The following is an 18,461-nucleotide window of genomic DNA, read 5'->3' on the forward strand; positions in this document are numbered from 1 at the left end:
TCATGGCTGTTCTCGTTATTGCCGAACATGACAATGCCACCCTCAGCGACGCCACCCGCGCCGTTGTGACCGCAGCCAAGGCCCTGGGCGGCGACATCCACGTCCTCGTCGCCGGCTCCGGCGCGCAGGCGGTCGCCGATGCGGCTGCCAAGATCGACGGTGTCGCCAAGGTGCTGCACGCGGAGAGCGACGTCCTCGCCAAGCCGACGGCCGAAGCCATGGACGCGCTCGTCACCCCGCTGATGGCCGATTATGACGCACTGCTCGCGGCCGCGACCACCGGCGGCAAGAATTTCATGCCGCGCGTCGCTGCCAAGCTTGATGTCATGCAAATCTCCGAGATTTCCTCGGTTGAGTCCGCCGACACCTTCATTCGCCCGGTCTATGCCGGCAATGCGATGATGACGGTGAAGTCCTCGGACGCGAAGAAAGTCATCACGGTTCGCCCGACATCCTTCGAGAAGGCCGGCGATGGCGGCTCGGCCAGCATCGAGGACATCGCTGCCGGCTCCGGTCCGTTCAAGTCGGAATTCGTGTCCGAAGAGCTGTCCAAGTCGGACCGCCCGGAACTGACCGCTGCCAAGATCGTCATCTCCGGCGGTCGCGGCATGCAGTCGGGTGACAATTTCCACCTGCTCGACTCGATCGCCGACAAGCTGGGCGCCGCGGTTGGCGCCTCGCGCGCGGCCGTCGACGCCGGCTATGTCCCGAACGACTACCAGGTCGGCCAGACCGGCAAGGTCGTCGCCCCCGAGCTCTACATCGCCGTCGGCATTTCCGGTGCCATCCAGCACCTCGCCGGCATGAAAGACTCTAAGGTCATCGTCGCCATCAACAAGGACGAGGAAGCCCCGATCTTCCAGGTCGCCGATTACGGCTTGGTCGCTGACCTCTTCAACGCCCTGCCCGAGCTCGACGCAGCCCTCGGCTGAGCCTGGCGACATCGCTGAATGGACAAAGGCCCGGCTTGATCAGCCGGGCCTTTTTTCGTGCCGCGACGGTCAGCGGATTGCCAGGCTGTGCCGAAGCAATCGCCACCAGGTCCGCAGTGATGAGGGGTGGTGTCCGGCTACGCCGAGCGCCGCCAGCGCCTCGCCATCGAGCCAGCGTCCGTCCCGCATCACAGCGTCCAAATCATGCAGGCTGGCAACATCCTCAGTCGGATCATCGGCAACCAGCAACAAGTCCGCCGCACATCCCGTCGCCAGGCAGCCGATCTGCCCGCTCATCCCCAAGGCTTCGGCACCGTTCAGCGTGGCCGCGCGGATCGCCTCGAGCGAGGTCAGCCCGGCATCGACCAGAAGTTCCATTTCACGGACGGTCGAGACGCCAAACGGGGTCGCCATGACGCCTGAATCGGTTCCCACGGTCAGTTGGACGCCGGCCCGGTGCATCTCACCGGTCACCGCTATGTAAAAGGCCTGCATCCGGGTCCGGTCATCGTGCGGATAACGGGTCCAGAAATCGAAACTTTCCTGCTCGAACCCGGCAATCACCGGGTTGTAGCTGACCATGTCGGGCCGCGTGATGTGAGCGCCCCGCGTCTCCACGATCCGGGCGAGGTTTTCGTGAACGATCAGGGTCGGGTCCACCATCGTGCCTGAGGCCGCGATCTGGCGAGCCAGCTGGCTGACACGGTCCCGGTCCATCTCGTCATTCAGGGCGTGCCAGACGATCGACTCGGTGTGCTCAAGGGTGCGAAGTCCGGCCTCAAGCGAGATCGCGAAGTCCACCGGGTCCCTGTCGGTGCCCTCGACCGGATGTCCACTCATTGTCATGCCCAGACCGGCGGCTTCCGCGCGGATCGCGGCGAAGCTTTCCCGCGACAGGTTCGAATAGAGTTTGAGGTGGCGAAAGCCGGCTGCATACTGGCGTCGCACGCGAGCGCGCGCCTCGGCTTCACCCTGGACGAATTCATGCAGGGCATTGCCATTGCGTCCGCCCGTCTCATTGAGAATGGGTCCGGTCGTCAAAAGGCGCGGGCCGAATATCTCGCCGCGCTCGATGCGCCGGGCGAGCGGCAGGTGGAAGGGCATGCCGCCCATGTTCCGGACCGTCGTGACGCCCCGCGAGAGACCGGCTGCCAGATCGGTCTCGTCGAAGATGTGGACATGGACATCGATCAGGCCTGGCAGCAGGACACGGCCACCGGCATCAATCTGTACGATTTCGCCGGGCACCTCAGGCAAGGCACCGGTACCGACCTGCGATATCCTGCCATCCAGAACGAGGACATGACCGTTGGGCTGAAGACGGTCGGCCGCCGGGTCGAGCAGCGTTGCATTGGCGATGAGATAGCTTTGTGGCGCGCCGCCATCTGGGCGCATGGCCGCGGGCAGATGATGAGCGCGGACGATGAGGCTTCCCGTTCCCAAGACAAGAAGCAGCCCGAGGGCGATGAAAAATCGAAGCATGTCTGTCTCCCGCGTTTTGACGGGTCGACAGGATCACGGACAGGCGGACGGATCGCCCGATATCCGGATTCCGGACGTGCGGAATTTGTCAGCGCGGTCCAGGCCCGGATCTGGCACCCTGAACCTCACCGCCAATCGTCTCCGTGAAGGCAGACGGGGTCTGCCCGGTCTCGCGCTTGAACACGGCATTGAAGACGGATTTCGAGCTGAAGCCCGCGGTGAAGGCGAGGTCGATGACCCGCCTGCGAGCGCCGGACCGGGTGTCATCGCGCATCATCGCGCAGACATCCTCGATCCGGAGCGAATTGATGTAATCGTTGAAATTGCGACCGGTGGCCACCTTTATGGCCCGGGTAACTGCACGCTCCGACAGACCCGATGCCGTCGCGACTTCGAGCCGGGTCAGGCGTGGCTCCGTATACAGGGCGTCATCGCGAACAGCCGCCTCGACGCGCTGAAAATCCCGGATCGGGGCTCCGGTTTTCCCGACCGCTTCATCAGTGCCCTGCCTCGATGCCGGACCTCCCGGCCGGCCGGCCAGCGCGCCGGCCTCAAGGCCGGCAAACAGGCGGGCGTGGCGCACGGCAAGCACCACAAGGATGCTGACAAAGACCAGCGACACCGCGATCTGGAAGACATAGGCGGACGGGCTGCCCAGCCAGGGCCAGTACGGATGGAGCCAGAGCGCATCCATGCGCACCATATCGAAAACGCCGTCGATGATGTAGACGATGATCATCGCGATCATCCAGTTCAGCTGGATGGTCCGGGCGTCCGACCGCATGTCGCGGGTCGTCTGGTGAAAGCGACGGACAAGCAGCAGGGCAGCGGCAGAATAGACGAACAGGCTGATCCGTGCGGCGTGCTCGACAAGACCGATCTGCGGCGTTAGCGCCAGCGCCGCCAGGAAAGGCAGCGCGTGCGGCCAGTCCCGCCAGCGCAAGGCCGGGCCCGCAATCATCACGCCGCGCACCACGAGATAGACCAGCGGAGGATAGGCCAGGCGGAAGGCCGGCGTCACCAGCCATACATCGCGAAAGCCCGACGTCTCCTCGAGGAAGTTGAACACCATCCAGACGGCAGACATTGCCAGCAGAGCCGATACGGCCCGCAGACGCGGCCGGGTTACCGTCAGCGCGACACCCAGGCCGGCGACCGCGATCAGGGCGAACTGCAGGAGATTGACGGCAAACAGGGTCATGATCGGAACTTAGACGATGCGAACCCGGAGACAATCACGCGGCACCATCTGGCCAGCCCCGGAACGCGCGATACTCCCGGATCGCGGCAAGCGCTTTGGCGATCGCCTCGCGATCGCCGCCTGCCATGGCGCTGGCAACCAGCCGGAAGAGATGTTCCGGTGCCTCGCGCAGGATGTCCTGATCCTGTTCGCGAAGCGTGATCGGGTCGCAGCACTCGAGCGCGCCAGCCAGCAATTGCTCGACCCGCAGCAGGCATGCCTTCAGGCCGCCGTCGCGGGACCGGTAGTGCAGGGCCAGAACCAGCAGGATTGCCGCAAGAGCAACAGGGACAAGAAGTGCCATGCGGCCTGTCTAGTCGGTGGCGGCGGCTGTCTCAATCGCCGCGATCACCGCGCGCAGGTCAACGAACTTGAAGTTCTGGCCACCGGTGTCGTTCTCATCGTCCTGCACCACCAGCGCACCGTCCGGGAAGGCCGGGCCGAGATCGGCGGCAGAGATATCGATCCCGTCGGTATGGGTGACGCCATCGATTGCCGCATCGACGATCTGCAGGCGGGTAACGAAGGCGTCGGTCTCCAGGTCATAGACGGCATAGGTGTTGTCGCCCTGGCTGGAAACAACCAGCCAGCCACCGCTCTCGCCACGCGGCAGCAGCGCGGCGCCTTCGGCATCGGCCGTGATCTCGCGACCATCCGTGGCGGCAATCTGACGGGGTTCAATCGGATCCCCCGGCTCGGCCCCCATGGTCCAGACGCCGACATTCTCCTCATTCATATAAAGGCGGCCGGTGCGATCATCCGCGACGCAGCCTTCCGAGATCGTCCCCAGCGTGACGCGGCGGACCTCATCTGCCGTGACCATCACGCCATCCCAGTCCAGCGCATACTGGACGAAAGTGCCCGGCTCCTTGTCGGACAGGAAAGCGTAGAGGGCGTCGTCGACGGGCGAGCGGTAGAGGCAGAAGCCGTAGGGCTCGACCACACCAGCGACGGGAAGCGCGCCGACATAGCTGACGGCGCGCGTGTCAGGTTCGATGAAGAAGAAGGCCATGCCGCCATTGGAGCGATCCGACGCCGCAGCGATGTCGACCAACCGATCACCGACGTCGAACCCGTAACGCACATCAACATTGTTGAGTCGTCCCTCGGGCAGATAGGCATGCTCGGCGCCGGTCATCGTGTAGACGTAGATGCCATTATCCTTGTCCGTCCCGAAAATGAGACTGTCGGCCGGATTGGCAGCGAGCCAGACGGCCGGATCATCGGCGGCATCGCCGGTACCCGCCACGCTGGCGGTTTCGACCGCAGCCTCGATCGCAACCGGCGGCAAGCCGTGGCTGCAAGCGGCCAGGACGCTGGCGCCCGCGACAAATCCCAACACGTTTTTCATGGCTCATCTCCCGAGTGTGGGCTGCCCGATAGCATGCGACCCGGGCCGCGCTAAGCCGGGTTCCGGCGACATTTCCGTGACAATTGCTTCGGGATTTTGCGACGTCACGGAGGGTCCACGAAAACGACACGGAGGTGAGATCGAAGCGTCATCAGGATGTCGCCACTCCCCACGCATAGAGGCGGCGACTTTGCCCAGCCGGGCAAGGCAACGCTCAAATCCATGTGAGGGGGACTCCCATGAAGAAGACCATCGCCATGCTCGGCACGGCCTCCGTGCTCGCGCTCGCCGCCGCTACAGCCGCCCAGGCCGGCACGATCGCCGGCCGCGTCACGGACGCCTCCCAGTCGGTCGCACTTGAAGGCGCCACCGTCCGCATCCTGGAAACCGGCCAGACCACAACTGTTGGTGCCGATGGAACATTCCGGGTCACGGGGCTTGCCGCCGGCGAGTACACCCTGCGTGTCAGCTATGTCGGCGCAGACGTCCGCGAAGTCAGCGTCAATCTGGCCAGCGTGACCGAGACCGTGTCACCGACCATCACGCTCGGTGACGATGTCGCTTATGTCGACAATATCCTGGTGATGGGCCAACGCGGCGCGCTCAACTCCGCCCTGTCGCGCCAGCGCGCCAATGACGGCAATATCGCCGTTCTGTCGTCGGACGCCATTGGCCAGTTCCCGGACGAGAACGTCGCCGAAGCGGCCCGCCGCGCGGTGGGTGTCAACGTCCTCAACGACCAGGGCGAAGGCCGCTTCGTCTCGATCCGCGGTCTTGATCCCAACCTGGTCTCGACCTCGATCAATGGTGTCCGCCTGACCTCGCCGGAAGCCGAAGACCGTCAGGTCGGCCTCGATGTCATCGACGCAGACGTGCTGTCCAGCGTCGTGATCAACAAGTCGCTCCTGCCGAACATGGATGGCGACAGCGTCGGTGGAAATGTCGAGATCGAGACCATGTCCGGCCTCGATGTGGATGACCTTTACATGCGCGCCCGTGTCGCCTCGCTCTATTCCGACCTGGAGCAGGAATTCGGCTATCGCGGTTCGATCAACTTCGCCAACAACTTCATGGACGGACGCCTCGGCGTGGCAGGCTCCCTGTCCTACCAGCAACGTGGGTTCGGCTCGGAAAGCTTTGAAGTCGATGGCGGCTGGGAGATCGACGAGAGCGTTGCCTTCCCGAACGAAGTCGAAATGCGCAATTATCAGGTCACGCGCGAGCGCACGACCGCGGCCCTGAATTTCGACTACCGCGTGAACAATAATCTCAGCCTCTACTCGCGCTCGACCTGCTCGGACTTCTCGGACCAGGAATATCGGTCGCGGGTCGAGATCAAGTTCGAGGACGCCGACTATGACGACGTCAACTCGTCCGGCAATCTCGCCGTCTTCACCACATCAGACATGGATATCGACCGCGACGTGAAGGATCGTCTGGAAACCCAGATGCTCTTCGCCACAGATTTCGGCGGCGAATGGCTGCGCGGCAATACGTCAATCGACTGGTCGCTGTCCTATGTCCATGCGGAGGAAGAAGAGCCCAACCGCCTCGACACGGATTTCCGCTACACCTTCGAGAATGGCGAAAGTTTTGCGGTCGACGGGAGCAATCCGCTGAGCCCGCAATTGATCTTCGGCGGCGGGGTCACCACGGATCGCGTCTTCGATGCGGCGAACTACGAAAACAACGGATTCGAGCTGACCAACGGCCTGTCCCAGGACCGCGAATACGCCGCGACGCTGAATATCCGTCACGATATCGATTTCGGGACCCTGCCTGGCTACATCCAGTATGGTGTCCGGGCTCGCACACGGGACAAGAAGTACGCGCTGGACCTCGAGGTCTATGACGATGCGAACCTGCTTCTGTCCGACGTGGCGCACACGGTCGAGTATGGCCAGGGTCCGATCGGCCCGGTGGCCAATCCCGGCTCTGTCCGTGACTTCTTCTTCGCTAACCGCAATGCGCTCGATCTGGTCGGGACCGACAGCGATATCGGGAGCTTCGGCGCATCCTACCGCGTCGAGGAAGATGTCGTGGCGGGCTATCTGATGGGCTCGGTCGAGAACGGGCCGCTGCGCCTGGTCGGGGGTGTCCGCGTCGAACAGACCGATATGGCCGCCCGTGGCTATGAAACCTTCCTCGGCGCGGAAGATGCGATCGTAAACGGTGTCGCGCTGACCGAAGACACTGTTTTCGTCACGCCGACCAGCGCGTCGGACGATTATACCGACGTGCTCCCGTCCATCCTGGCCCGTTACGAGCTGACCGAGAACATCATCCTCCGCGGCGCTTACTTCGCCTCGATCCAGCGTCCGAATCCCGGACAGTTCGCCCCGCGCATCCTGGTCGAACAGAATGACAGCAACGAGGTCGAGGGCGAGTTCGGCAATCCGGACCTGCAGCGTCTCGAAGCCGACAATTTCGACGCCTCGATCGAGTGGTATCCGAACAATGACGCGGTCGTGTACCTAGGCTATTTCTACAAGGATCTGGAGAATTTCATCGGTGGCGTCGAGTACTCGGATATCACGCTGAACGGGCGCGTCTTCGACCAAGCCAGCTCCTACATCAACCTGCCGGAAGCCAATGTCTCGGGTATCGAGTTCAACTACCAGCAGGCGCTCGACTTCCTTCCGGTCGAGGGTTTCATCGCTGGCTTCAACTTCACGGCGACCGACAGTGAAGCGACCCTGGCCGATGGCCGTGTCATCCCGCTGCCGCGTCAGTCCGACACGGTCTGGAATGCCGTTCTGGGCTATGACAACGGCCCGTGGGACCTGCGCGCCGTGGTCTCGACCCGCTCCGAGTATCTCGACGAGATCCGCGGCGGGGCGGACGAGGACCGCTGGGTGCTTGAGCATACCCAGCTCGATCTCTCGGCCAAGTTCGAGTTCAACGATACCCTGCAGATCTTCGGCGATCTCAAGAATGTCACCGACGAACCCTACCGCGCGGTCACCCGTCCGGACGGGATCAATCGGGTCGAGCAGTTCGAGGAATACGGCTGGTCCGCCGTGTTCGGCGTGCGCGTCACCTACTGAGGCATCGATCTGAGCCTGACATGAAGGGCGCCCCGGGCCTTGGTCCGGGGCGCCTTTTTCTTCTCCACAGCAACCGGCCTGTGACCGACACACAAGCATCGCGCCCTTGTCATCGAGGCGTCGCAAGCCGCCCATAGAAAGACGCCGACCCGATCCTCCCCGACCGGGCTGCGACTCGATTATCCCTCCGAGATGCAAGCAACTGGGCCGCCCCGAGCGATCGGAGCGGCCCTTTTTTTGTCAATTTGGGGGGAGTTAGATGCCCCGCCGGATCGCCGCGCGGATAAGATTGTAGGCGTCTTCGCTATTCCATTCGGCGGGCGCCGGTACGCGACCGATTTCGCGGCCCTGCCCGTCATACAGGATAGACATGGGCAGGCCGATGGCGCGGACCCGGCCGGGACTGGAGAAGGTGCCGTCATGGATGAGCGGCAGGTTGTCCAGATCCATCCGGGTGAGGAAATCGCGCGCATCCTCGATCGAGCGGTCCAGGGTGATCGTGACCACCTGGAAGCGGTCACCGCCCAGCTCGGACTGGAGATCGGAGAGCGCCGGCATTTCCTCGACACAAGGGCCGCACCAGGTGGCCCAGTAGTTCACGAGGATGACCTGTCCGCGATAATCGGCGAGCAGAACCTCATTGCCCTCGCCATCGACATAGGCGAGGTCGGGCTGCGCCGGCGCGTCATCAAGCGTCACAAAGGCCCGCATTTCGCCAGTTGCGTAGCTGTCCAGCGGGCCGGTTTCTCCCTTGTCCATGGCCGAAAACACCACGTATAGAAAAGCCACGATACCGATAACGGGCATGGCAATCAGTCCGGCCTTGAGCGGCGACATTTTCATCTCAATCTCCTCAACGGGCATTCCGACATGGCTGACGACACGAAAGACGACGCGCAGACAAAAACTTCCAGCGCCATGTGGGGCGGCCGGTTCTCGGCCGGGCCCTCCGCGGTCATGGAAGCCATCAACGCGTCGATCGATGTCGACAAGCGCATGGCGGATCAGGATATTGACGGTTCCCTGGCCCACAGCCAAATGTTGGCCGCAACGGGTGTGATTTCAAGCGAGGATGCTGCATCGATCCAGCGCGGGCTGGAGCAGGTCCGTTCCGAGATCCATGCCGGCAACTTTCCGTGGTCGAAAGCGCTTGAGGACGTTCACATGAATGTCGAGGCGCGGCTCAAGGACATCATCGGCGAACCGGCTGGCCGGCTGCACACGGCGCGCTCACGCAATGACCAGGTCGCGACCGATTTCCGGCTCTGGCTGCGCGATGCCTGTGACCGGATTGATGCGATGCTGGCCGCCTACCAGACTGCTCTCGTCAAACAGGCCGAGCAGCATGCCGACCAGGTCATGCCGGGCTTCACCCATCTGCAAACCGCCCAGCCGGTCTCGCTCGGCCATCATCTTCTGTCCTATGTCGAAGTCGCCCAACGTGACCGTGGCCGCTTCGCCGATGCCCGCAAACGCCTCAATGAGAGTCCGCTGGGCTGCGCGGCGCTGGCCGGGACCGCCTTCCCGATTGATCGCGAAATGACCGCGTCCGCGCTCGGGTTTGATCGCCCGATGGCCAATTCGCTGGACGGAGTGGCGGCGCGTGACTTCGCACTGGAAGTTCTCTCGGCAGCCTCGATCTGCGCCGTGAACCTGTCGCGCTTCGCCGAGGAGATCGTGCTCTGGTGCACGCGCCGCTTCGGCTTTGCGACCCTCTCGGATGCCTGGTCGACCGGCTCCTCGATCATGCCACAGAAACGCAATCCCGACGCGGCCGAGCTGGTCCGGGCCAAGCCCGGGCGCATCATCGGGTCGCTGACCGGATTGCTGGTCGTGGTAAAGGGATTGCCCCTCGCCTATTCCAAGGACTTGCAGGAGGACAAGGCGCCGGTCTTCCAGGCCATTGATGACCTCGAGCTCGCGCTCCTGTCGATGGCTGGCATGGCCGCCGACCTGACCTTCTTTCCGGAGGCGCTCGAAGCGGCCGCCGGTGAGGCCTATTCCGACGCGACGGACCTGGCCGATTATGTCGTCCGCGAACTGGGCAAGCCATTCCGCGATGCCCACCATATCTCCGGCTCGATCGTCAAACTTGCTGAAGCCAAGGGTCTTCCGCTCGCCGCGCTGCCGCTGGCCGACATGCAAAGCGTCGAGCCGGCTATCGACGACGGCGTCTTTTCCGTGTTGAGTGCCCGGGCGTCGATGATGAGCCGGACCAGTTTCGGCGGCACATCGCCGGTGCGGGTCCGTGAACAGGTGGCGGTCTGGAAGGACCGCCTGGGTTGCTGAGAGTATTTGCGATGAAACGTCTGGCCACTTTCACCCTCGTCGCGCTCAGCGCTCTCGCCCTCGCCGCCTGCGGCCTGCGGGGCAATCTGGAACGTCCAGACCCACTCTGGGGCGATCCGCCGCCCGCCGAAGAGGACGCCGGTACCTAGGGTTTCCGAGCGCGGACTGCTCACTAAAGTGTAATGCAGCGCCCCCTCGTTATTCCGGACCGCCGTGCTAGGTTTTCCGTCATGCGTCGCACGTCTCTTTTCCTTGCCTGGATTGCGCTCGTCTGGGAGCGGTCGGTTCCGGTCATCTGGCCCGGTCTTGCCTGGCTTGTCAGCTTCCTGATCCTGACCCTGCTCGGCAGCTGGGACATGATCGGCGACCCATGGCGGGCGATGTATGCGGCTGTCACATTCGCCCTCGCAGTCTGGATGACGCGGCCTGGCGTTCGCGGTTTCATCTGGCCGAGCGCCGATGATGTCGCCCGGCGAATCGAGGATGATTCCGGGATCACCGCCCGCCCGCACGAGGCTCTCACTGACAGGCCCAGCGACAGCGATCCCGTCGCCCAGCGGGTCTGGGCCGAACACCAGACACGTATGGCGGCCCGGCTGAAAGCCGCACGGGCGCGTCGACCACACGCGGCCTGGGCCCGCCATGACGGGTTTGCAGTCCGCGGCATGCTCGGCCTCGGCCTGATCATCAGCTGGCTGGTCGCCGGGCCGGCGGCACGCGACCGTGTCGGCGAAGCTTTCTCCCTGACCCCCATTATCGCGGGTGGCGAGACCCTCTCCATTGATGCCTGGATTGATCCGCCGACCTATACCGGGCGAGCGCCGATATTTCTCGCGACCGACAGTCGGGACGCCGTTGTGCCAGCCGGCTCGACCTTCGTGGCCCGGATTGCCGGGTCTCGGCGGCAGCCGAACCTCACCCTGCGAGACAATGACGGGCGCCAACGCACGGCGGGTACCGAGATCGGCGACAGCGTCTGGGAAATCCGCCAGGCGGTAGACGCCGACGCCACGGTCCGACTGTCCGCGCCCGGAACCCGCGAGACCTGGTCCTTCACCGTAACGCCCGACACACCGCCGCGCGTACGCCTGACCGCCGTGCCGGGCTCTACCGCAGCCGGTGAACTCGATATCGATTTCACCGTAACTGATGATTATGGCGCGACCGGCTATGCCCTCGAACTGCGCCCCGAGGACAGCGACGAGGCTTGGCAGACCCTCGATATCGAGACGTCCGCCGTGACCCCTGGCGGCGAAGACGATGCCATGGCGACCCTGCTGGAGACCGCACGCCACCCGCTGGCAGGCTCACGCGTCGACATCCGCATGGTCGCGACCGACGCCGCTGGAAATACAGGTCGCTCGCCGGAGCTGGGCATCACCCTTCCGGCACGGGTCTTCCTGGACGCCCTGGCGCGCGCTGTGGCCGAGCAGCGCCGCAATGTGATGGCCGCCGATGCCGCCTACGCACCGCTGGAAGAACCCGAACCCCTTTACGCCGAGGACGTGCCGTCCGGTCCGGCCTATTTCACCGAGAACCCGGCCCGCCGTATCGAGCGCGCGCCGGAGGGGCTGATCCAGGTTGCCCGTGGCCTTGCCGCCATTTCCGACGCGCCCGAGTATTTCTTCGAGGACCCGATTGTCTATCTCGGCCTGCGTGAAACCCTGCACCGGCTGCGCCGGCAACGCGACCAGGAGGCGTTGGGGGATCTGGAAGGCGATCTCTGGCACATCGCGCTACGGGCCGAGCTCGGCTCGCTGGCCGATGCCGAGACCGCCCTGCGCGCCGCCGAGCGTGCACTGATGGAAGCGCTTGCCCGCGGCGCTGATGAAACCGAACTCGCTGCCCTGTTCGAGGCCTATCAGGAGGCCATGCAGAACTATATGGCAGCGATGGCCCGCGAAGCCGCCGAAGACGGCAATTTCGCGGAAGGCGGCCAGGGACCGAGCATGAATTCGGAAGGCCTGCAGGAAATGCTCGACGCCCTGCGTGACGCCGCAGAGCTCGGCAATACCGCCGATGCGCGCCAGGCGCTCGCGGCCCTGTCGGAGATGCTGCGCAACATGCAGATGCAACTGGGCCAGGGTCAGGGCGAGGGTCAGCAGGACGACCCGATCTCCGAAGCCATCGCCCGCGCCCTGGAGGAGCTCGGCGAAGTCATCGGCGAGCAACGCGATCTGCAGGACCAGACCTTTGGTCTCTCCGAGCAGCAGGGCGGCGCCAGCCAGCCACAATCCGGAAACTCATCCGGTCAGCAGCAACAGGGGCAATCGGGCGAGGGTCCGCAAAGCCTCGCCGAAAACCAGAGCGGCGGCGGACAAAGCGCCCAAGCCCTGGCCGATGCCCAGGGCCAGCTCGCCCAGCGCTTCTCGGAATCAGCCGACGCCCTGCCCGGACAGGGCGAAGACGCCATGGGCGGTGCCGGTGAAGCCATGCAGCAGGCCGAGAACGCGCTGCGCGAGGGCGACACAGCCGGGGCACTCGCGGCTCAGGAAGACGCCCTCGCCGAACTCCGGTCGGGCGCCGAACAACTCGCACGCGAACTGCTGGAGCGCATGCAGGAAAACGGCAGCCAGATGGGCGAGGGCGAGGACAATCGTGACCCGCTCGGTCGCCCCGCGGAAGGCGCCTTTGCTGATGGCGCTGGCGTCGAGGTCCCCGACGAGATGAGCCGGGCCCGGGCGCGCGACATTCTCGAGGAATTGCGTCGTCGCGCCGCCGAGGCCGGGCGTCCGCAGGAGGAGCTCGACTATATCGAGCGCTTGCTGGAGCGGTTCTGATCACCGCGGGCGTGCTATGCTTGCACACCCGACCGAGCCAGACAGACAAAGGGTGGCCGATTGATCGGGCCGCCCTTTTTGCTTTCAGTCGCAAGGCGCGCCGGCGGCTCCTGCGTTGCCGGGTCAGTGGTGGCCGGCGCTGGCCGGTTCGGCGGCCGCGTGCTGGTCCGCCGGAGCATGGTGCTCCTGGACGGCGGCAGGCGATGGCGCTGCATGCAAACCGGATGCTTCACCTCCGTGTTCCGCGGGTGAGGCATGGTCAGCGAGCGTGGTGTGATCTGTGGCGACCGCCTCGGGCATGTGCGCGCCGGGAGCGGCATGGGTATCGCCTTGCGGCGCGTGATCCGGCGTCTCGTCGTGCGCGCCAGCGGGCACATTGCCGTGTGCCGGCAAATCCATCAGCACCACTTCAACTTCGACGGCCTCGGGTGGCGGATCGGAGACGACCGTGCGGAAGTCCTGCCGACGCCCGGCGCCGATCCGGCCGGCCGGCATCGAGATCGTCCATTCGAGGACGGCTTCGCCACGCTCATCGCGGAGGATCGCGCGAAGTCCGGGGATCGCCCGGGCGCGGCGGTCAAAATTATGGACATCGCCTTCGACAACCAGCAGCGGCACGCCGTGGTCGACCTCGCGGCTGACCTCGAGCTCACCGACGTCAAAGCCCCATGGATTCACCGAGGTTCCGATCGCTGCATAGGCCGAGGAGGCCCGCGGCCACAGGGTGACAATATCAACGCGGAAGATCCACGCGCAGACAAAGAGAACGGTACAAGCCGCCAGCAGTCCGCCCCAGGCACCGCCGGCAGCGGCGGCGGACAGGGTCCGGCGTTTCTTTTCCTGGCGCTCGCGGAAGGCGGTATGGACCTTCTTGTCACCGCCCGGCTCCTCGGTCGGAGCGTCCGGCTTGACCGGCGGAGCCGGTTGCAGGCTTGGCAGATCGCTGGGATCCTCGACCTCTGCGGTCCAGACATGACCGCAGGATGCGCAGCGCACGCGTCGACCATTCGTGCCAATCGCATTGGGATTGGCACGGTAACGCGTGGTACATGACGGACAGCTGAGTACTATGCTCATATGAGTCGTCTACACATCTTCTTCGGCTCACCCGGTTCCATGGAGAATTTCCATCGTTTCGAGTTCATCCCAGTCGCCGCACATGGACCCGGAGCCGGTTATCCGCTTCGACAATGTCGGTATGCGGTATGGCCGGGGACCGGAAGTCCTGAGCGATTTGTCTTTTGATTTACCACGCGGTTCTTTCCAATTCCTCACCGGACCGTCCGGAGCCGGCAAAACCTCGCTGCTGCGACTGATCTATCTCGCCGCCAAGCCGTCGCGCGGGCTGATCAGCTATTTCGGCCGCGACGCCGCGACCCTGCCGCGCAATGAATTGCCGGATCTGCGTCGCCGCGTCGGCGTCGTGTTCCAGGAGTTCCGCCTGCTTGGCCACATGAATGTCTTCGACAATGTCGCCCTGCCCCTGCGCGTCGCCGGGCGCAAGCGGCAGGACTATGCCGAGGATGTGGCCGAACTGCTGGCCTGGGTCGGCCTGGGCGACAAGATGAATGCCCTGCCGGCGACCCTGTCCGGCGGCGAGCAACAGCGCGTCGCGATCGCCCGCGCTGTGGTCGGGCAGCCCGAAGTGCTGATCGCGGACGAACCGACCGGCAATGTCGACCCGGAAATGGGCATGCGTCTGCTGCGCCTGTTCGCCGAGCTCAACAAGCTGGGCACCACCATCATCATAGCGACCCACGACCTGCAACTGGTCCGCATGCTGGATGCGCCGGTGATGACGCTCTCGAACGGACATCTCCATATCCGTCCGCCCCGCAGTGAGCGCCTGCGGATGCGTGAAGAAGCGGAAGCGGAGGCCGACCGTGTTGCCGCAGCCCCGGCCGCGGCCGCGCCGCGCAGCAACGAGACGCGCGACGGTGATGACACAACCCGTCACCCCGTCGCAGAGCCCGGCGACAGCGACAGCGGAGGCGGCGATGACTGACGGCCTGCCCAAACCGCCCGCGGGTGGCAATGGACGCCTCCTGCCGCCGGATGCCGGACGCGACCGTCCGCTGTTCATCGTTGCGGCGATCCTGGTCTTCCTCGCCTGTATCGCCGCCCTCGGCGCGCGCGGTGCCTGGCTGCAGGCCCAGCGCTGGACGACCGACCTGGAGACATCCATGACCATCCAGATCCGCCCCGTGGCCGGTCGCGACGCCGGCGCCGATGCCGCCCGGGCTGCCGAGCTCACGCAAGCCATGCCCGGCGTGGAGCAAGCCACCGCGCGAGGACGCGACTATGCGCTCGCCCTGCTCACCCCCTGGCTCGGCGAAGGCAATCTGCCCGACGATCTGCCACTTCCGCTACTGGTCGATGTCCGCACCCGCTCGGGCAGTGTGATCGACACGGTCGCTTTACAGGCACAGTTCGATGCGGAGGGCATGGCGGCGCGAATTGATGATCATGGACGCTGGGCCAATGCCGTCCGCCGCGCTGCCGGCACGGCCCAGGCGCTCGGCCTGGGGCTTCTTGCCCTGCTGGCCGGAGCGGCGGCGGCGGTTATCGCCTTCGCCGCCCGCGCCAGTCTCGCGGCCCGGATCGACGTCATCGACGCCCTCCATCTGTGCGGTGCCGAAGACCGCTTCATCGCGGGTCTCTTCCAGCGCCGCTTTTTCATGCTCGGTCTGAAGGCCGGGGTGGCGGGCGCCGTCTTCGCCGGCCTGATCTCCATCCTGGTCAGCCTGGGCGACGCCCCGGCCGACATGGCGTTCTTCCTGCCCCAATGGGCGGCGGACCCCTTTGAGTTCGTGCTGCTTGCGGCGGCCCCCATTCTCGCCGGTCTGACAGCGGCCATTTCTGCCCGTCTCGCGGTGGCCTCCGATCTGAGGGGGCGCTGGTGACCGACCATAAATCGGCCTGTTTCGAAGGTCAGGCTTGATGACCAGCAACAATCGGATAACTGCTCGGAACCTGTTCCGACGTGGTGGGAGGACCGCATGAACCAGGGCTGGTTCTGGCTCCGTGGCCTGTGCTTTGTGATCGTGCTCTCGACGGTCGTCGACTTTGCCGCCTACGCCACCAAGGTCGCGAGCTATGCCGAACCCTCTGCGGACCTGTCGGTCGACGCGATCATCGTCCTGACCGGGGATGCCGGCCGGCTGGCCGCAGGTGGTCAGTTGTTGCAGGACGGCCGGGCGACCCACCTGATGATTTCCGGCGTCAATCCGTCCGCCACGACCGCTGATGTCCGTCGCCATACAGGGCTGGATGACGCCGCGTTTGACTGCTGCGTGACCCTTGGCCGCGAAGCCACGGACACCGTCGGCAATGCGCGCGAGGCGGCTGCCTATGTGCGCGCCAACGGCTATGACCGCTTGATCATCGTCACCTCAGACTATCATCTGCCTCGCAGCCTTCTGGAGTTCCGCAGCAACATGCCTGGCGTTGACCTCATCCCCTATCCGGTTCGCACACCGGCACCCTGGCAAGACGTTGGCGCACTGCGTCTGTGGCTTCAGGAATATGCCAAATATACCACGGTGCAGTTGCGCCATTCGCTGATCCAGCCGACGGACGACGCCTGATGCGCACACTGCGATCGATAATTTTCTACATCTGGATGTACGGATTCATGGTCGTTTTCGGCCTGATCGGAACACCCTTGTTGCTGGGGCCGCGGTCCTGGGCCCGCAAGATCCTGCGGGTCTATCTCAAGGTGGTCTGGTTCGGCATGCGCTGGATTCTCGGCGTCACATTCGAGGTGCGCGGCCGTGAACACCTGACGAGCGGGGGGGCGCTGGTGGCCTCCAAGCATATGAGCATGTGGGAGACGCTGGCGTTCTGGGAGATCCTGCCCGACCCCGCGATCATCCTGAAAAAATCGCTGATCTACATGCCGTTCTTTGGCTGGTTCGCGGTCAAGCTCGGCAATATCTCGATAGACCGCGACGGCGGCGGCAAGGCCCTCAAGGGCATGCTGCGCGATGCCGCCCAGCGCGGCCGGGAGGACCGACAGGTCCTGATTTTCCCGGAGGGTACCCGCGTCATGCCCGGCGAGTCCCCTGAGCTCAAACCCGGCATTGCCGGCCTCTACAAGTCGATGAACAAGCCCTGCATCCCGGTCGCGCTGAATTCCGGCGTCCATCTGGAAACCTATTGCGGCCTGCGCAAACCGGGGCTGATTGTGGTCGAGTTCCTCGATCCGATCGAACCGGGGCTCGACAAGCCCAGCTTCATGCGTGAACTGCATGCCCGGATAAATCTGGCAACCGACGCGCTTCTCGCGGCCGACCCTGCCGCCGCCCCGAAAGAGACCTGATCATGGCCGGTCGCCTGCGTTTCATTCTGCCGTTTGGCGCCATTGTCTTCGTGCTGGCGCTGTATTCCGCCTACTGGCTCTATGCGAGCACGCAGATCCGTGCCGCCGTCGAAGCCTGGGTCACCGACCAGGAAGCCGCGGGCTATGTGATTGAGCGGGAAGCCCTGACGGTGTCCGGCTATCCCTACCGGTTCCAGATCACCTTCCGCGCACCGCATATCACGGCACCGCAGAGCGATGGCGGCTGGCATGCGGAGCTGGCCAGCCTGCAGGCCCATGCCGTTCCCTATGACCTGTCGCACTGGATCATCCGCTTTGGCGGCCCGGCTTTCCTCGACGACTTGAGAGGGCCGGGCAGCCGCCTTGAACTGACCGCCAGCGATGCCCGCATCAGCCTGGTCTACGGCGATGAGGGCGAGACCGAGCGGGTCGGCGCGGAACTGATGGACTTCACGGTTGTCACGCGCGCCGGCGATCCACCCGACGTGGCTTCGATCGGCGCACTCTATCTCAACGGCATTGTCGAGGAGAGCAATTCACTGCGGGTTCGCGTGATGGCCGAGACGATCGTGACAGCGCCCGGTGCGCTCGAGCCCGATGTCGCGCGCGCCTTTGGCGACACGCTGGCCCTCGCCCGGATGGACTTCACGGTCACCGAGTGGGCCGCGCTGGCGCGTGATGCTGATGCAATGGCCTGGCGCGATGCCGGCGGACAACTCGACATCACGGCTGCCGGCCTGCAATGGGGACCGGCAGACCTGACCGCCGTCGGTGAGTTCACCGTCGACCAGATGGCCCGGCCCGATGGACGCCTGTCCCTGCGGGTGACGGATCCGGACACGCTGGCCGAGGCGCTTGTCGCGGCCGGCATGATCCCGGAGCAGAACCGGGAAGCCCTGCGGGTTGCTGCGATGATGGCACCGCGCGGCCCCGAGGGCGTGTCCCTGCCCTTCCGGATCCGCGACGGCGGCGTCTATCTCGGACCGGCCCGCCTCGGCGGCCTGAACGACTGAGCCGTG

At 64.9% G+C, this 18,461-nt stretch carries 16 protein-coding genes; 10 read left to right on the forward strand and 6 right to left on the reverse strand.

Annotated features, from left to right (window positions below; all coding sequences use genetic code 11):
• Positions 1–2: 2 nt before the first annotated feature.
• Entirely contained in the window at positions 3–932 is a 930-nt protein-coding gene (locus tag AAA969_RS11755) for an electron transfer flavoprotein subunit alpha/FixB family protein (protein WP_338246247.1), read from the forward strand.
• Between the two features lie 69 nt (positions 933–1,001).
• Here AAA969_RS11755 and AAA969_RS11760 read toward each other — a convergent pair whose 3' ends face one another.
• The 4 genes from AAA969_RS11760 to AAA969_RS11775 all read right to left on the reverse strand — a co-directional run bounded on the left by AAA969_RS11760 (position 1,002) and on the right by AAA969_RS11775 (position 5,005).
• On the reverse strand, positions 1,002–2,414 hold the full coding sequence (locus tag AAA969_RS11760) for an amidohydrolase family protein (RefSeq protein WP_338246248.1): 1,413 nt from the start codon (positions 2,412–2,414) through the stop codon (positions 1,002–1,004).
• Positions 2,415–2,502: 88 nt separating this feature from the next.
• Complete coding sequence (locus AAA969_RS11765) at positions 2,503–3,615, reverse strand: helix-turn-helix domain-containing protein (protein WP_338246249.1); 1,113 nt, start codon at positions 3,613–3,615, stop codon at positions 2,503–2,505.
• A 34-nt stretch (positions 3,616–3,649) separates the two neighbouring features.
• On the reverse strand, positions 3,650–3,958 hold the full coding sequence (locus AAA969_RS11770) for a hypothetical protein (RefSeq protein ID WP_338246250.1): 309 nt from the start codon (positions 3,956–3,958) through the stop codon (positions 3,650–3,652).
• 9 nt (positions 3,959–3,967) lie between these two features.
• A complete protein-coding gene (locus AAA969_RS11775; RefSeq protein ID WP_338246251.1) occupies positions 3,968–5,005 on the reverse strand; it encodes a phytase in 1,038 nt (345 codons plus the stop codon).
• Between the two features lie 239 nt (positions 5,006–5,244).
• On the opposite strand from AAA969_RS11775, the gene AAA969_RS11780 reads away from it, so the two are divergent.
• The gene (locus tag AAA969_RS11780; protein WP_338246252.1) at positions 5,245–8,052 is read left to right on the forward strand and encodes a TonB-dependent receptor; all 2,808 of its coding nucleotides are present in this window, start codon (positions 5,245–5,247) and stop codon (positions 8,050–8,052) included.
• A gap of 255 nt (positions 8,053–8,307) precedes the next feature.
• Here the strand turns inward: AAA969_RS11780 and AAA969_RS11785 are convergent, their stop codons facing one another.
• Complete coding sequence (locus tag AAA969_RS11785) at positions 8,308–8,895, reverse strand: TlpA family protein disulfide reductase (RefSeq protein WP_338246253.1); 588 nt, start codon at positions 8,893–8,895, stop codon at positions 8,308–8,310.
• Between the two features lie 27 nt (positions 8,896–8,922).
• Here AAA969_RS11785 and argH point away from each other — a divergent pair, with 27 nt between their 5' ends.
• The 3 genes from argH (at position 8,923) to AAA969_RS11800 (ending at position 13,121) form a co-directional block, all read left to right on the forward strand.
• Positions 8,923–10,341: an argininosuccinate lyase gene (gene argH / locus AAA969_RS11790; protein ID WP_338246254.1), complete on the forward strand. Its 1,419-nt coding sequence runs from the start codon at positions 8,923–8,925 to the stop codon at positions 10,339–10,341.
• 11 nt (positions 10,342–10,352) lie between these two features.
• Complete coding sequence (gene lptM, locus AAA969_RS11795; RefSeq protein ID WP_338246255.1) at positions 10,353–10,490, forward strand: LPS translocon maturation chaperone LptM; 138 nt, start codon at positions 10,353–10,355, stop codon at positions 10,488–10,490.
• An 81-nt stretch (positions 10,491–10,571) separates the two neighbouring features.
• Positions 10,572–13,121: a DUF4175 domain-containing protein gene (locus AAA969_RS11800; RefSeq protein ID WP_338246256.1), complete on the forward strand. Its 2,550-nt coding sequence runs from the start codon at positions 10,572–10,574 to the stop codon at positions 13,119–13,121.
• A gap of 123 nt (positions 13,122–13,244) precedes the next feature.
• Here AAA969_RS11800 and AAA969_RS11805 read toward each other — a convergent pair whose 3' ends face one another.
• Positions 13,245–14,198, reverse strand: coding sequence for an MJ0042-type zinc finger domain-containing protein (locus AAA969_RS11805; RefSeq protein ID WP_338246257.1), 954 nt, complete (start codon positions 14,196–14,198; stop codon positions 13,245–13,247).
• Between the two features lie 82 nt (positions 14,199–14,280).
• Between AAA969_RS11805 and ftsE the strand changes: the two genes are divergently transcribed.
• The 5 genes from ftsE to AAA969_RS11830 all read left to right on the forward strand — a co-directional run bounded on the left by ftsE (position 14,281) and on the right by AAA969_RS11830 (position 18,455).
• On the forward strand, positions 14,281–15,126 hold the full coding sequence (gene ftsE / locus AAA969_RS11810; protein WP_338246258.1) for a cell division ATP-binding protein FtsE: 846 nt from the start codon (positions 14,281–14,283) through the stop codon (positions 15,124–15,126).
• Entirely contained in the window at positions 15,119–16,024 is a 906-nt protein-coding gene (locus AAA969_RS11815; protein WP_338246259.1) for a cell division protein FtsX, read from the forward strand. The genes ftsE and AAA969_RS11815 overlap by 8 nt, the downstream gene beginning before the upstream one ends.
• Positions 16,025–16,120: 96 nt before the next feature.
• On the forward strand, positions 16,121–16,708 hold the full coding sequence (locus tag AAA969_RS11820) for a YdcF family protein (protein WP_338246260.1): 588 nt from the start codon (positions 16,121–16,123) through the stop codon (positions 16,706–16,708).
• Positions 16,708–17,442 (forward strand): lysophospholipid acyltransferase family protein, encoded by a 735-nt coding sequence (locus tag AAA969_RS11825; RefSeq protein WP_338246261.1) that lies wholly within the window; start codon positions 16,708–16,710, stop codon positions 17,440–17,442. The genes AAA969_RS11820 and AAA969_RS11825 overlap by 1 nt, the downstream gene beginning before the upstream one ends.
• A gap of 2 nt (positions 17,443–17,444) precedes the next feature.
• A complete protein-coding gene (locus AAA969_RS11830; RefSeq protein ID WP_338246262.1) occupies positions 17,445–18,455 on the forward strand; it encodes a DUF2125 domain-containing protein in 1,011 nt (336 codons plus the stop codon).
• Positions 18,456–18,461 lie beyond the last annotated feature (6 nt).

The organism is Maricaulis maris, assembly GCF_036322705.1.
In the GTDB taxonomy this organism is placed as follows: domain Bacteria; phylum Pseudomonadota; class Alphaproteobacteria; order Caulobacterales; family Maricaulaceae; genus Maricaulis; species Maricaulis maris_B.

Coding starts and splice junctions, on each gene's coding strand:
- AAA969_RS11755 (WP_338246247.1), top strand. CDS start 3: ATGGCTGTTCTCGTTATTGCCGAACATGACAATGCCACCCTCAGCGAC.
- AAA969_RS11760 (WP_338246248.1), bottom strand. CDS start 2,414: ATGCTTCGATTTTTCATCGCCCTCGGGCTGCTTCTTGTCTTGGGAACG.
- AAA969_RS11765 (WP_338246249.1), bottom strand. CDS start 3,615: ATGACCCTGTTTGCCGTCAATCTCCTGCAGTTCGCCCTGATCGCGGTC.
- AAA969_RS11770 (WP_338246250.1), bottom strand. CDS start 3,958: ATGGCACTTCTTGTCCCTGTTGCTCTTGCGGCAATCCTGCTGGTTCTG.
- AAA969_RS11775 (WP_338246251.1), bottom strand. CDS start 5,005: ATGAAAAACGTGTTGGGATTTGTCGCGGGCGCCAGCGTCCTGGCCGCT.
- AAA969_RS11780 (WP_338246252.1), top strand. CDS start 5,245: ATGAAGAAGACCATCGCCATGCTCGGCACGGCCTCCGTGCTCGCGCTC.
- AAA969_RS11785 (WP_338246253.1), bottom strand. CDS start 8,895: ATGAAAATGTCGCCGCTCAAGGCCGGACTGATTGCCATGCCCGTTATC.
- argH (WP_338246254.1), top strand. CDS start 8,923: ATGGCTGACGACACGAAAGACGACGCGCAGACAAAAACTTCCAGCGCC.
- lptM (WP_338246255.1), top strand. CDS start 10,353: ATGAAACGTCTGGCCACTTTCACCCTCGTCGCGCTCAGCGCTCTCGCC.
- AAA969_RS11800 (WP_338246256.1), top strand. CDS start 10,572: ATGCGTCGCACGTCTCTTTTCCTTGCCTGGATTGCGCTCGTCTGGGAG.
- AAA969_RS11805 (WP_338246257.1), bottom strand. CDS start 14,198: ATGAGCATAGTACTCAGCTGTCCGTCATGTACCACGCGTTACCGTGCC.
- ftsE (WP_338246258.1), top strand. CDS start 14,281: ATGGACCCGGAGCCGGTTATCCGCTTCGACAATGTCGGTATGCGGTAT.
- AAA969_RS11815 (WP_338246259.1), top strand. CDS start 15,119: ATGACTGACGGCCTGCCCAAACCGCCCGCGGGTGGCAATGGACGCCTC.
- AAA969_RS11820 (WP_338246260.1), top strand. CDS start 16,121: ATGAACCAGGGCTGGTTCTGGCTCCGTGGCCTGTGCTTTGTGATCGTG.
- AAA969_RS11825 (WP_338246261.1), top strand. CDS start 16,708: ATGCGCACACTGCGATCGATAATTTTCTACATCTGGATGTACGGATTC.
- AAA969_RS11830 (WP_338246262.1), top strand. CDS start 17,445: ATGGCCGGTCGCCTGCGTTTCATTCTGCCGTTTGGCGCCATTGTCTTC.